Here is a 13,929-nt window from a genome sequence, read left to right as displayed (position 1 = left end):
TGTACGTATAATTCATCTATATCAGTAGATGTAAGTCGATACAGTAGATGTAAGTCGATACAGTAGATGCTATAGCAAGCTTTATATTATTCTTATAACTATTTATCATAAGTAAATTAAAACAAATATAAATGAACATAAAAAAACCATTGATCATTACGATCAATGGTTTTTTAGTATCGGGACGACACGATTTGAACATGCGACCCCCTGGACCCAAACCAGGTGCTCTACCAAGCTGAGCTACGTCCCGATAAATAATATGCCGGTGAAGGGACTCGAACCCCCACGGTTTCCCTCACGATTTTGAGTCGCGCGCGTCTGCCAATTCCGCCACACCGGCCAATCAAGATAAAAATGGCGCGCCCTAAGAGATTCGAACTCCTGGCCTTTTGATTCGTAGTCAAACGCTCTATCCAGCTGAGCTAAGGGCGCATATAAAATTTAGAAAATATTGGAGCGGACGATGGGAATCGAACCCACGACCCTCGCCTTGGCAAGGCGATGCTCTACCGCTGAGCCACGTCCGCAGTATAATATGAATTACAAAGTCTATGATCGAACCAATTTCTTTAAAAGAAAATGGCGGAACCGACGGGATTTGAACCCGCGATCTCCTGCGTGACAGGCAGGCATGTTAACCCCTACACCACGGTTCCAGATTAATTGCGGGGACAGGATTTGAACCTGTGACCTTCGGGTTATGAGCCCGACGAGCTACCGGACTGCTCCACCCCGCGTCATTAACACTTACTATAAAATTCTATGGTGGAGATTGACGGGATCGAACCGCCGACCCTCTGCTTGTAAGGCAGATGCTCTCCCAGCTGAGCTAAATCTCCAAAGAAGTAATATGACCCGTAGGGGACTCGAACCCCTGTTACCTCCGTGAAAGGGAGGTGTCTTAACCACTTGACCAACGGGCCACAATAAAACCGATACTTTACATACTAACATCTTATTACTTTTAGAACAAGTCCATTTACAACTAATATTCTAGGCTAGTGGCTGTAATAAAACGGCCTCTGGCGGAGAGAGAGGGATTCGAACCCTCGAGACGCTTGTGACGCCTACACGATTTCCAATCGTGCTCCTTCGGCCAACTCGGACACCTCTCCATATGGCTCCCCGAACAGGACTCGAACCTGTGACAACTCGATTAACAGTCGAGTGCTCTACCAACTGAGCTATCAGGGAATAGTCACCGCTTCGCCGGATCTCTCCTCGAAACGGTCAATCGTCTTGCTTCGCTTGGCAACGTCCTACTCTCCCAGGACCCTGCGGTCCAAGTACCATCGGCGCTGGAGGGCTTAACGGTCGTGTTCGGGATGGGTACGTGTGGAACCCCTCCGCCATCATTACCAAACAGGCAGGTGTGTTGCTCCCTGAAAACTGAATCCGAAAACGAAAAACATCGCGTGTTAGCTTATTTGGATAAGCCCTCGACCGATTAGTATTGGTCAGCTCCATGCCTTGCGGCACTTCCACCCCCAACCTATTGACCTCGTCGTCTACAAGGGGTCTTACATACTGGGAAATCTCATCTTGAGGGGGGCTTCACGCTTAGATGCTTTCAGCGCTTATCCCTTCCGCACGTAGCTACCCAGCGATGCTCCTGGCGGAACAACTGGTACACCAGCGGTGCGTCCATCCCGGTCCTCTCGTACTAAGGACAGCTCCTCTCAAATTTCCTACGCCCACGACAGATAGGGACCGAACTGTCTCACGACGTTCTGAACCCAGCTCGCGTACCGCTTTAATGGGCGAACAGCCCAACCCTTGGGACCTACTTCAGCCCCAGGATGCGATGAGCCGACATCGAGGTGCCAAACCTCCCCGTCGATGTGGACTCTTGGGGGAGATAAGCCTGTTATCCCCAGGGTAGCTTTTATCCGTTGAGCGATGGCCCTTCCATGCGGTACCACCGGATCACTAAGCCCGACTTTCGTCCCTGCTCGACGTGTCTGTCTCGCAGTCAAGCTCCCTTATGCCTTTACACTCTTCGAATGATTTCCAACCATTCTGAGGGAACCTTAGGGCGCCTCCGTTACACTTTAGGAGGCGACCGCCCCAGTCAAACTGCCCACCTGACACGGTCCCTGTACCGGATCACGGTACGAGGTTAGAACTCAAATGCGATCAGGGTGGTATCCCAACGGCGCCTCAACCGAAGCTTGCGCTCCGATGTCTACGGCTCCCACCTATCCTGTACAAATCGCACCCCAGTTCAATATCAAGTTGCAGTAAAGCTCCATGGGGTCTTTCCGTCTTGTCGCGGGTAACCTGCATCTTCACAGGTATTAAAATTTCACCGGATCTCTCGTTGAGACAGCGCCCAAATCGTTACGCCATTCGTGCGGGTCAGAATTTACCTGACAAGGAATTTCGCTACCTTAGGACCGTTATAGTTACGGCCGCCGTTTACTGGGGCTTCGGTTCATAGCTTCGCTTGCGCTAACCACTCCCCTTAACCTTCCAGCACCGGGCAGGCGTCAGCCCGTATACTTCGCCTTGCGGCTTCGCACAGACCTGTGTTTTTGCTAAACAGTCGCTTGGGCCTTTTCACTGCGGCCCCCTCGTGCTATTCACACTACCGGGGCACCCCTTCTCCCGAAGTTACGGGGTCATTTTGCCGAGTTCCTTAACGAGAGTTCTTCCGCGCGCCTTAGAATTCTCTTCTCACCCACCTGTGTCGGTTTACGGTACGGGCACCTGCTTCCTGGCTAGAGACTTTTCTTGGCAGTGTGAAATCATGACCTTCGCTACTACAATTTTCGCTCCTCATCACAGCCTGGCCTTGCGGTATGCGGATTTGCCTACATACCAGCCTCACTGCTTGAACGGACATCCATCAGTCCGCGTCACTATCCTCCTGCGTCATCCCATTGCTCATAACGGCTTTCGGTGGTACAGGAATTTCAACCTGTTGTCCGTCGACTACGCCTTTCGGCCTCGCCTTAGGTCCCGACTTACCCTGAGAGGACGAGCCTTCCTCAGGAATCCTTGGGTTTTCGGCGGATCAGATTCTCACTGATCTTTTCGTTACTCATACCGGCATTCTCACTTGAATGAGGTCCAGCGCTCCTTGCGGTACACCTTCAATCTTCATTCAACGCTCCCCTACCCCTGATACAACGTATCAAGCCATAGCTTCGGTGGTGTGTTTAGCCCCGTTACATTTTCGGCGCAAAGTCACTCGACCAGTGAGCTATTACGCACTCTTTCAATGGTGGCTGCTTCTAAGCCAACATCCTGGTTGTCTGTGCAACTTCACATCCTTTCCCACTTAACACACACTTGGGGACCTTAGCTGATGGTCTGGGCTGTTTCCCTTTCGACAATGGATCTTAGCACTCACTGTCTGACTCCCGGAATAAAGTCTGTGGCATTCGGAGTTTGACTGAACTTGGTAACCCTTGCGGGCCCCGCATCCAATCAGTGCTCTACCTCCACGACTCACCTTCCGAGGCTAGCCCTAAAGCTATTTCGGGGAGAACCAGCTATCTCCAGGTTCGATTGGAATTTCTCCGCTACCCCCACCTCATCCCCGCACTTTTCAACGTGCGTGGGTTCGGGCCTCCAGTACGTGTTACCGTACCTTCACCCTGGACAGGGGTAGATCACCTGGTTTCGGGTCTACGTCCACGTACTCAGTCGCCCTATTCAGACTCGCTTTCGCTGCGGCTCCGGCTTTTCACCTTAACCTTGCACGGGAACGTAACTCGCCGGTTCATTCTACAAAAGGCACGCCATCACCCAGTAATAGGGCTCTGACTTTTTGTAAGCACACGGTTTCAGGTTCTATTTCACTCCCCTTCCGGGGTCCTTTTCACCTTTCCCTCACGGTACTGCTTCACTATCGGTCGCTAGGGAGTATTTAGCCTTACCAGATGGTCCTGGCAGATTCATACGGGGTTTCACGTGCCCCGCACTACTCGGGATCCGTCTCGGAGAGAGCATCATTTCATCTACAGGGCTTTCACCTTTTTTAGCGGGCCTTTCCAGACCTCTTCAACTACGATACTCCTTTGTAACTCCAAAGAGACGTCCCACAACCCCAACAAGCAAGCTCATTGGTTTGGGCTGTTCCGCGTTCGCTCGCCGCTACTGACGGAATCACTCTTGTTTTCTGTTCCTGAGGGTACTTAGATGTTTCAGTTCCCCTCGTCTGCCTCTGCACACCCTATGTATTCAGGTGTGAGTAACTGGAGATGAATCCAGTTAGGTTTCCCCATTCGGACATCCCCGGATCACAGCTTGCTTACAGCTCCCCGAGGCCTTATCGTTGTTCGCCACGTCCTTCATCGGCTCCTAGCGCCTAGGCATCCACCGTGTGCTCTTAGTAGCTTAACCTAAGTGTTTCTATAAATAGAAACGGTGTATTTCAATTTCTCGCCTACCACTGTTTGCACAGTTTGTAGAGAAGAAACCTTCTAAAACGCGATGTTTCGTTTTCGGTATCCAGTTTTCAAGGATCAACAGTCTGAAAGAGGTTTACTCTTTCAAAACTGAACAACGAGTGAGTGTGTCACCACTTGGATGACCACAGATCCACCGGAGTGTTCTGCGTTTGTCTTTCCCGAAAGAAAGACGTTCGAATGTTTCCGTTACAGGAAACGATTCTCCATAGAAAGGAGGTGATCCAGCCGCACCTTCCGATACGGCTACCTTGTTACGACTTCACCCCAATCATCTACCCCACCTTCGGCGGCTGGCTCCTTGCGGTTACCCCACCGACTTCGGGTGTTGCAAACTCTCGTGGTGTGACGGGCGGTGTGTACAAGACCCGGGAACGTATTCACCGCGGCATGCTGATCCGCGATTACTAGCAATTCCGACTTCATGCAGGCGAGTTGCAGCCTGCAATCCGAACTGAGACCGGCTTTTAAGGATTGGCTCCATCTTGCGATATTGCTTCCCGTTGTACCGGCCATTGTAGTACGTGTGTAGCCCAAGTCATAAGGGGCATGATGATTTGACGTCATCCCCACCTTCCTCCGGTTTGTCACCGGCAGTCTGCTTAGAGTGCCCACCATGATGTGCTGGCAACTAAGCATAAGGGTTGCGCTCGTTGCGGGACTTAACCCAACATCTCACGACACGAGCTGACGACAACCATGCACCACCTGTCTCCTTTGTCCCGAAGGAAAAGACTATCTCTAGTCCGGTCAAAGGGATGTCAAGACTTGGTAAGGTTCTTCGCGTTGCTTCGAATTAAACCACATACTCCACTGCTTGTGCGGGTCCCCGTCAATTCCTTTGAGTTTCAGTCTTGCGACCGTACTCCCCAGGCGGAATGCTTAATGTGTTAACTTCGGCACCAAGGGTATCGAAACCCCTAACACCTAGCATTCATCGTTTACGGCGTGGACTACCAGGGTATCTAATCCTGTTTGCTCCCCACGCTTTCGCGCCTCAGCGTCAGTTACAGCCCAGAAAGTCGCCTTCGCCACTGGTGTTCCTCCACATCTCTACGCATTTCACCGCTACACGTGGAATTCCACTTTCCTCTTCTGTACTCAAGCTCTCCAGTTTCCAGTGCGACCCAAGGTTGAGCCTTGGGCTGTGACACCGGACTTAAAAAGCCGCCTGCGCGCGCTTTACGCCCAATAATTCCGGACAACGCTTGCCCCCTACGTATTACCGCGGCTGCTGGCACGTAGTTAGCCGGGGCTTTCTTCTCAGGTACCGTCACTCCGGGTTCAGTTACTAACCCGGACGTTCTTCCCTGGCAACAGAGCTTTACGATCCGAAAACCTTCATCACTCACGCGGCGTTGCTCCGTCAGACTTGCGTCCATTGCGGAAGATTCCCTACTGCTGCCTCCCGTAGGAGTCTGGGCCGTGTCTCAGTCCCAGTGTGGCCGATCACCCTCTCAGGTCGGCTACGCATCGTCGCCTTGGTGAGCCGTTACCTCACCAACTAGCTAATGCGCCGCAGGCCCATCCTCAAGTGACAGATTGCTCCGTCTTTCCAGATTCGTTCAGGCGAACAAATCATGTATTCGGTATTAGCTACCGTTTCCGATAGTTGTCCCAAGCTTGAGGGCAGGTTGCCTACGTGTTACTCACCCGTCCGCCGCTAAGAATAAAAGAAGCAAGCTTCCTTCATTCTCCGCTCGACTTGCATGTATTAGGCACGCCGCCAGCGTTCGTCCTGAGCCAGGATCAAACTCTCCATAAAGTGTTTGACTTGCTCAATTGAAACTGGCGAGAACCGAAGTTCTCTATTTTGTAAAGGTCGGCTAAGACCTTTGTTTACTCACTCGTTGTTCAGTTTTCAAAGATCAAACATTTCGTTTTTCGTTGTCAGTGTTTCTCGGTGACAACTTTTATATCATATCATGTTTTCAACCACTTGGCAAGCACTTTTTTTGAAGTGTTTTTTCAAGTTGTTTTTGTATGATGTGTTGCTTGTGTTGTCGTTCGTTCGTGACAACTTTTATAATATATCATGGTTGAATTTATTTAGCAAGCATTATTTTGGAATTATTTTTAAAAGCTAAAATAGCATACCTTAAAGGTATATCTATACCCTAAGGTATGCTATTCATTTAGATTAACTATACTACTTGGATACGAGGTTGTATTCAAAGCAAGGATACGAACCTAGTACTCTCACCTGACAACCTAGAGCTATAATTTCCTCTATCGCTGCTGTTAATAAAATTGAATCTTGAGGCGCTAGTACATCCAAATAGAAATAGTAGCTTCCTAACTTCTTCTTGGTTGGACGAGATTCGATGCGTGATAGATTTAACTTTCTCCAGGAGAACGTAGCTAGTACCTGATGGAGTGCTCCTGCAAAATCTTCAGATAGGGTGACTAATATACTTGTTTTGGTATGATCTGCTGCTCGCTCAATATGAACAGGTTGTTGTCCGATCAAAACAAATCGTGTGTAGTTGTTATCATGGTCTGTCACTCGATCGGCTAGTATATCAAGATTATATCGAAGTGCTCCTAACGAAGTGCCGATAGCAGTCCAACCTTTACCTGCATTTTTGCTAACCATCTCTACTGCTTCTGCTGTACTTCCTACATGCTCTAGTTCTGCATGAGGCATTTCTTTTCGAATAAAATGAAGACACTGTGCCATTGCTACAGGGTGTGATAATACTTTCTGCACTCCACTATAATCAAGTTCATTTTTCTCATTGCTGAATTCAGCACGATTACCAATCAAATTCTGAATAGATGGATACACCCATTCTGCTTGCATTGGAATATCCACTTCATGCACAAGCCAATCCATATGAAGACTTACAGAACCTTCGATTGTATTTTCAATCGGAATAACGCTGTAGTCGGTTTTCCCTTCAGCAGTTGAAAGAAATACATCTGCGATAAGCTTATGATGAAAGATCTCGATTTCCTGATCTCCTAGTAGATGCAAAAGTGCTTCATGTGAAACAGATCCAGAGGGTAAAGCAGCTATACGAATCATAAACGTACTTCTCCTTTAATTACATCCATGAATGAATGAGATTCTATATCATCATAGTATATTACACCTTCAGTTACAGGCTTGAGCCACATTGCCTGTGCATTGATTCCTTGATCTTTCATTGTATCTACCAGATATTGCTCCAGTTGTTCTTTTTGCACTGAATGACGATCTACAAAAGCGATCATTGTAGGGCCTGCTCCACTAAGCGCTATACCTAATGCTCCTTGCTCTGTAGCTTGCTCCAGTATCTGCTGCATACCAGGTACAAGCGACGCACGATACGGTTGATGCAGTCGATCTTGCATCCCTGTTTTGATCATGTCTAGTTTGCCTAATGATAATGCAGCTACTAATAAGGAGCTACGACTAATATTAAATATCGCATCTGCTACAGATAACCCAGTCGGTAATACTTCACGAGCTTTGGAAGTGGATAGTTGAAATTCTGGAATAACAACTAATGTCTCCAAATCTTCTGGTGGAGTAATCTGAATACAGTTAGCTTCTTGCCCATCCCATGTCGCTACGACTATCCCTCCATATAAGGAAGCCGCTACATTATCAGGATGCTTTTCGATAGAAGTTGATATATTCAGAATATCTTTGTCTGTTAAAGGAAAACCGATTAAAGCGTTAGCCGCACATAGTCCACCAACAAAGGCTGATGCACTACTTCCTAAGCCACGCGTAAGTGGAATATCAGAGTACATTGTGATTTCTAAGTCCGGGATAGTTACTTGTGCTTTTTGAAAAACCAATTGTGCCATTTTGTAGATCAGATTGCTTTTGTCTGTCGGAATACCATAAAGCTCATCACCTAGTAAAGTAATTTTGGTCTCAGTAGACACTTTCATCTCGATCCAAGAATATAGATTAACTGCCATTCCTAATGTATCAAATCCCGGCCCTAAGTTAGCAGTACTTGCTGGAACAGCTACACGTACTGTATGGTTCTGCCAATGTTCTTGTTTAGTGTCTTGCTCTATCATAATCTATGACTCCTTACTTCAAATGTATTCCACGAATCGGTAGTCAATTAAATATCTTCTACACGATATACACTTTTGATTCGTTGAATAACATCCAACTGTTCAAAATGTTTAAGTACTTTGTCCATATTGGCTTTGCTTGCTTTGTGAGTGATGATAATAATCTCTGCATCTGGATTATGTTCATTAGGTTGTTGAACAACAGAAGCTAAACTTACATCGTATTCTGCAAAAATCTGTGTAATTCGAGCGAGTACCCCTGCTTTATCATCTACATGCAGCAGAATGAAGTTTTTATAAAAGATTTGTTCATCGCTTTGTAGTTTCTTCGTCTTATAAGGCACAATCGCTTTGAGTCCATTTACACCTAATTTAAGATTTTTGATTACAGCAATGAGATCAGCTACGATGGATGTGGCTGTTGGTAATTCTCCTGCGCCTGCTCCATAGAACATCGTTTCCCCTACAGATTCACCATGTACTACTACAGCATTAAATACACCATTTACAGAAGCGATCGGATGAGACTGCTTAATCATTGTTGGTTGCACACTGATTGTAATATGTTCATCTTGGCGATCGGCAATACCGATTAGCTTCATTTCATAACCCAAATTTTTGGCATACGTAATATCGTCTTTGGTTACCGAAGAGATACCTCTGACACTTACGTCACTCAAATCTACATTTGTACGGAATCCGAGTGTACCGAGAATAGCCATTTTGCGTGCAGCGTCCAATCCTTCTACATCACCTGTAGGATCAGATTCTGCATACCCTAATTCTTGAGCTTCTTTAAGCACATCTTCATAGGAAGCTCCTTCTTGACTCATCTTGGTTAAAATATAGTTGGTTGTTCCATTAACGATACCCATGATTTTGATAATACGATCAGAAGAGAATCCTTCGATCAATGTACGAATAATAGGTATACCACCTGCCACACTAGCTTCATAGAAAACATCGCATTGCTTTTCTTGAGCTTTGGCTAAAATCTCTGAGCCATGTAGTGCCATTAAATCTTTATTAGCTGTTACGATATGTTTGCCAAGATTTAAAGCTTCTAATATATATTCTTTGGTCTGTTCAATGCCACCCATCACTTCTACAATGACATCAATCTCAGGATCACGAATAACTTCCCATGGATCTTCTGTAAGTTTGGACGGATCAATTTCGATATTGCGTAGCTTGTCTATATTTTTTACAGCTACTTTACCAATCAGAATAGGCGATCCTACCTGACTGCTTAGATCTTCTTGATTTCCTTCTACGATACGTACAACTCCTGTACCTACTGTACCGAGTCCAAGCAATCCTACTTTTACTGGTTTCATATGTTGTTTCCCTCCTGGAACTGTTCATTAGCAAGCTTTTATTATAGGATATTTATTTTATTGTAGCTTATCCTATATTGCTTCTAGATTAAAGTAGATTCACTGATAAGATTATCCTTGACCGGTAATCCGAATTTGTTTGACACCCGGAACATTTTCCATTGCTTCTACCATCGTTTCCAAATCTTCTGTTAAGCGAGAAATCTCTACAGAGAGTACCACATTCGCTCGACCTTGAAGAGGAATACTTTGATGAATCGTTAATACATTTCCACCGTACTCTGCCATCAGACCCAGTACATGAGACAAAATACCGGAACGATGCTCTAAATCAAATGAGATCGTAATAATCTGATCTTTTTCCAAACGGTTAAGCGGATGAATCCCATCTTTGTATTTATAAAAAGCACTCCGGCTTAAACCAACTTTTTCGACTGCTTCGTTAATCGTCCGAGTCTCTCCAGCAGCAAGCAGTTCTTTCACACGCATCGTTTTGATCACTGCTTCTGGTAAAATATCTTCTCGAACTAAATAATAGCGTTCTTTCACAACGTCCTCTCCTCAAAGACTCATGTATTCGTATAGTGGACATTATAAAGTAACCATTCGTGTTAGGCAACTATATTACGAAGAAAGGTTATTCACACAACTTTTTTAATATTATTTCCTTACCTATTTTATAGAGCAAAACGATTAGCTTTCTTCTAAAATCATAACAAAAAAACCGAACATGATGATTCATGTCCGGTTTTTGATAGTGATATAGATTGCGCTTAGAAGTAACTACTACCTTCAACAAATTCAAATTCAAGCTCACCGATACGTACTAATGTGCCATCTTTCGCACCACGTTGACGAAGTTCGCTATCTACACCCATATGACGAAGTGTACGTCCTAATTTGAGAATAGCATCATGAGAGTTCAATTGCATCCGTTTCATCATGTTCTCAATTTTGGCACTTTCCACAACAAAAGTATCGTTCTCGCGACGAATAATAAAGCCATCGTCTTCTTTCTTTTCTAACGTGTACACTTTACGTTCAGCAATTTGTTCTACTTCTTCTACCGCTACTGCATCTGGTAATTTATCAAGCATATCGACTGTTTTGTAAAGCATTTCTTGAATACCATTACGAGTCAACGCAGAAATAGGAAGAATTTCAATATCTGAACGAACTTCACGTACTTTTTTAGAGAATTCTTCTAAGTTTTCTTGAGCTTGTGGATCGTCCATTTTATTAGCTGCAATAATTTGTAGACGATTTTCAAGTTCTGCATTATATAGTTTTAATTCTTCGTTGATTTTCTGCCAGTCCTCAAATGGATCGCGTCCTTCTGAACCGGACATATCTACCACATGAATAATTACACGGGTACGTTCAACATGACGTAAAAATTCATGTCCAAGCCCTATGCCTTCATGTGCACCTTCAATCAATCCAGGTAGATCAGCCATCACAAAACTGCGTCCATCTCCTACATCAACTACACCCAAGTTCGGAGTGATTGTTGTAAAATGGTATGCGCCAATTTTGGGCTGAGCAGCAGATACTACAGATAACAGTGTAGATTTACCTACACTTGGAAAGCCAACTAACCCTACATCAGCCATTACTTTAAGTTCAAGTACGATATAACGTTCTTGTCCTTCTTCACCATTTTCAGCGATTTGAGGAGCTGTATTCGCTGCTGTAGCAAAACGAACGTTACCGCGTCCGCCACGTCCACCTTTAGCAATAACGATCTCTTGACCGTGACGAGTCAAATCTGCAATCACTTCGCCTGTATCATCATTCAAAATCACTGTACCTGGAGGAATACGAACAATCGTATGTTCTGCATTCGCACCATGCTGACTTTTGTTACGACCTTTAACGCCACGTTCGCCTTTGAAATGACGTTGGTAACGGAAATCCATCAATGTTCGCAAACCTTCATCTACACGAAAAATGACATCTCCACCACGTCCACCGTCGCCACCTGCCGGGCCGCCATTAGGTACATATTTTTCACGACGGAAAGAGATAATACCATCTCCACCGTCACCGCCTTTTACATAAATCTTCGCTTTATCTACAAACATGATTACACCTCTAATTTTTAGAATCCACTAACACTTGCAGAGAAATGGAGGCAGGATCTTCTTCCGTTCGAGTTGCTGTGATCTGAGTGTCTTGAACAATCAAATCAATAGCTTCCCATACTCCATCAGGATTAGGATACTCTTCTTCTGGCTCAAATATAAAATGAACTGCTCCTTCATATTCGCTCACCATCAGAAATAGTGTGGGGCACTCACCCCAGGACGATCCACCAAATTGCTCATATGCAGAGACCGTCTCTTTGATGACTCGGGTCAATTCCTCACTCTGTTCCGTTCCCAATCGATCTGCAAGCGTGATTCCGTCATTTAATTCAACTTCTAATTGAATCGAACGATTCACCGCTTTAAAAGATTGTAAATAAAAAACAAGGGAATGAATACCCAGTTTGGAAACGCGACTCTCTGCTAGCATTTGCTCTTTAATTCTTTCAACACATTCGACTTGCTTATCACGTTTGCCCAATTGAACATAACCGTACAATAATTGGAGTTCATTCATCCAGTCATGCCGATGATGGCTTAAAGCATCAACTGCTACTGCATAGACTTCATCTAATTTTGTATGAGCTTGGTCAATGACTGCACGTTGTTTTTGATGTTCTGCTTGATACTGTTTCTTTTTCACAGCCATTTTGGATTGTCCGTTATGGTATTCTCCAAGTTGCACTTGCTCACGCTTTTCATAAAAACGACATGTATATTGTACACCTTTTGCATAGGCTGCAACAATCCAGATGCCGAGTACGATGTAAGCAATCCAAGATTGCGTCCAATAAGCAATAATTAATGGGATGATAATAGAAATAAGTAAAAGCGTGGGTACTTGATTGGATTGCTTCATGGTTTCTCTCCATTCTTTCAATGGCTTTTTAACCAAGAACAAGTATAACATATAGCGCAGAATTTTATGACATTATTATACTAAAAATTACGTTAACGTCCAACTTATATGCAAATATAATAAGCCCCCGGCACATCAAGTACCGGAGGCTTATCTAATCTAACCTATCAGGTTTATGATTAATTTTCGATTGCTGCTGCTACTGGTGCAACGTCAACCGGGTAGACGCTCACTTTTTTACGGTCGCGGCCCCAACGTTCGAATTTAACAACGCCGTCCACTTTTGCAAATAGTGTATCGTCTTTACCGATGCCTACATTAGTTCCTGGGTGAATTTTTGTACCGCGTTGACGGAACAAAATATTACCACCAGTTACGAATTGTCCATCAGCACGTTTTGCTCCCAAACGTTTGGAGTGAGAATCACGTCCGTTTTTTGTGGAACCTACACCTTTTTTCGATGCGAATAACTGCAAATTAATTTTTAACATGTGGTCTACCTCCTTCTTACGAGATTGTGACTTGCTTTATTTTTATATACTTATCATATTCATCTTCAATTCCAATAAGAATAACCTGCATAGATTCAAGTAACAGTTGAATCTGTTCCACATTTGCATTTTCCGAAAGCTTCGGTAAACGCGCACTTAGAAACCCGTCTTTCATTCTTGATTTCATGACTACTCCTGTTAAAGCTTCAACTGAGTTCACTGTTCCGATTGTTATAGCGGAAACAGCAGCACAGACAATATCTTCACCAGGATCGGCATAACGGGCATGTCCTCGGGATGAAAAACCATCAATCATACCATCTGGTCTACGTTCGATTCGCACGATAATCAATTACCGCACCTTCTTATGCCTGGATTTTTCCGATAGTTACTTTTGTATATGGTTGACGATGACCTTGTTTCACGTGATAGTTCTTCTTAGGTTTGTATTTGTAAACTACAACCTTAGCTCCTTTGCCGTGTTTCTCGACAGTCGCTGTTACAGAAGCACCTTCTACCAACGGTAAACCAGTTACCAAACCATCTTCTTTAGATACTGCTAGAACACGGTCGAAAGTTACGCTGTCGCCATCATTAGCGTCCAACTTTTCAATGAACAATACGTCGCCCTCTTGAACTTTGTATTGTTTACCACCTGTTTCGATAATTGCGTACATTTGAATTGCACCTCCTCATGTCTCAGACTCGCCTAATGCA

At 44.8% G+C, this 13,929-nt stretch carries 9 protein-coding genes, 10 tRNA genes, 3 rRNA genes and 1 other annotated feature (1 of these 23 running past the window's edge); all 22 genes read right to left on the bottom strand.

Annotated elements, in window-relative coordinates; translation table 11 throughout:
• Positions 1 to 179: 179 nt before the first annotated feature.
• The 22 genes from PQ460_RS05970 to rplU all read right to left on the bottom strand — a co-directional run bounded on the left by PQ460_RS05970 (position 180) and on the right by rplU (position 13,889).
• Positions 180 to 253 (bottom strand) — tRNA-Pro (locus PQ460_RS05970).
• A gap of 10 nt (positions 254 to 263) precedes the next feature.
• A tRNA-Leu gene (locus PQ460_RS05965) sits at positions 264 to 343 on the bottom strand.
• Between the two features lie 15 nt (positions 344 to 358).
• Positions 359 to 435: transfer RNA gene (locus tag PQ460_RS05960), tRNA-Arg, on the bottom strand.
• 20 nt (positions 436 to 455) lie between these two features.
• Positions 456 to 530, bottom strand: a tRNA-Gly gene (locus PQ460_RS05955).
• 53 nt (positions 531 to 583) lie between these two features.
• Positions 584 to 659: transfer RNA gene (locus tag PQ460_RS05950), tRNA-Asp, on the bottom strand.
• 7 nt (positions 660 to 666) lie between these two features.
• Positions 667 to 740, bottom strand: a tRNA-Met gene (locus PQ460_RS05945).
• A gap of 26 nt (positions 741 to 766) precedes the next feature.
• Positions 767 to 842, bottom strand: a tRNA-Val gene (locus tag PQ460_RS05940).
• A gap of 12 nt (positions 843 to 854) precedes the next feature.
• Positions 855 to 926 (bottom strand) — tRNA-Glu (locus PQ460_RS05935).
• A 100-nt stretch (positions 927 to 1,026) separates the two neighbouring features.
• Positions 1,027 to 1,118: transfer RNA gene (locus PQ460_RS05930), tRNA-Ser, on the bottom strand.
• A gap of 3 nt (positions 1,119 to 1,121) precedes the next feature.
• Positions 1,122 to 1,197 (bottom strand) — tRNA-Asn (locus tag PQ460_RS05925).
• 52 nt (positions 1,198 to 1,249) lie between these two features.
• Positions 1,250 to 1,366, bottom strand: a 5S ribosomal RNA gene (gene rrf / locus PQ460_RS05920).
• A 64-nt stretch (positions 1,367 to 1,430) separates the two neighbouring features.
• Positions 1,431 to 4,353 (bottom strand): 23S ribosomal RNA (locus PQ460_RS05915).
• Between the two features lie 277 nt (positions 4,354 to 4,630).
• Positions 4,631 to 6,183, bottom strand: a 16S ribosomal RNA gene (locus tag PQ460_RS05910).
• The 16S, 23S and 5S rRNA genes sit together here with 10 tRNA genes alongside, the layout of an rRNA operon.
• Before the next feature lie 384 nt (positions 6,184 to 6,567).
• Positions 6,568 to 7,446, bottom strand: a complete 879-nt coding sequence (pheA, locus tag PQ460_RS05905) for a prephenate dehydratase (RefSeq protein WP_274172042.1) — start codon at positions 7,444 to 7,446, stop codon at positions 6,568 to 6,570.
• Positions 7,443 to 8,438 (bottom strand): homoserine kinase, encoded by a 996-nt coding sequence (gene thrB, locus PQ460_RS05900; protein WP_274172041.1) that lies wholly within the window; start codon positions 8,436 to 8,438, stop codon positions 7,443 to 7,445. Before thrB ends, pheA begins: the two co-directional genes overlap by 4 nt.
• 47 nt (positions 8,439 to 8,485) lie before the next feature.
• Positions 8,486 to 9,775, bottom strand: coding sequence for a homoserine dehydrogenase (locus tag PQ460_RS05895; RefSeq protein WP_274172040.1), 1,290 nt, complete (start codon positions 9,773 to 9,775; stop codon positions 8,486 to 8,488).
• Positions 9,776 to 9,886: 111 nt separating this feature from the next.
• A complete protein-coding gene (locus PQ460_RS05890) occupies positions 9,887 to 10,324 on the bottom strand; it encodes an ACT domain-containing protein (RefSeq protein WP_204826679.1) in 438 nt (145 codons plus the stop codon).
• Between the two features lie 224 nt (positions 10,325 to 10,548).
• Positions 10,549 to 11,859, bottom strand: a complete 1,311-nt coding sequence (obgE, locus tag PQ460_RS05885; protein WP_274172039.1) for a GTPase ObgE — start codon at positions 11,857 to 11,859, stop codon at positions 10,549 to 10,551.
• Positions 11,860 to 11,869: 10 nt separating this feature from the next.
• The gene (locus PQ460_RS05880; protein WP_274172038.1) at positions 11,870 to 12,721 is read right to left on the bottom strand and encodes a Spo0B domain-containing protein; all 852 of its coding nucleotides are present in this window, start codon (positions 12,719 to 12,721) and stop codon (positions 11,870 to 11,872) included.
• 179 nt (positions 12,722 to 12,900) lie between these two features.
• Positions 12,901 to 13,212 carry a 50S ribosomal protein L27 gene (rpmA, locus tag PQ460_RS05875; protein ID WP_069325503.1) on the bottom strand — a complete coding sequence of 104 codons (312 nt, stop codon included), beginning with the start codon at positions 13,210 to 13,212 and terminating at the stop codon, positions 12,901 to 12,903.
• A 16-nt stretch (positions 13,213 to 13,228) separates the two neighbouring features.
• Positions 13,229 to 13,564: a ribosomal-processing cysteine protease Prp gene (locus tag PQ460_RS05870; protein WP_274172037.1), complete on the bottom strand. Its 336-nt coding sequence runs from the start codon at positions 13,562 to 13,564 to the stop codon at positions 13,229 to 13,231.
• A gap of 13 nt (positions 13,565 to 13,577) precedes the next feature.
• Complete coding sequence (gene rplU / locus PQ460_RS05865; protein WP_204826684.1) at positions 13,578 to 13,889, bottom strand: 50S ribosomal protein L21; 312 nt, start codon at positions 13,887 to 13,889, stop codon at positions 13,578 to 13,580.
• A gap of 14 nt (positions 13,890 to 13,903) precedes the next feature.
• Positions 13,904 to 13,929 (bottom strand) — a sequence feature (ribosomal protein L21 leader region) (it continues 60 nt past the right edge of the window).

It is taken from the genome of Paenibacillus sp. KACC 21273, from assembly GCF_028736095.1.
Lineage (GTDB): Bacteria > Bacillota > Bacilli > Paenibacillales > Paenibacillaceae > Saccharibacillus > Saccharibacillus kyungheensis.
This window is presented reverse-complemented; position numbering and strand designations above follow the sequence as displayed.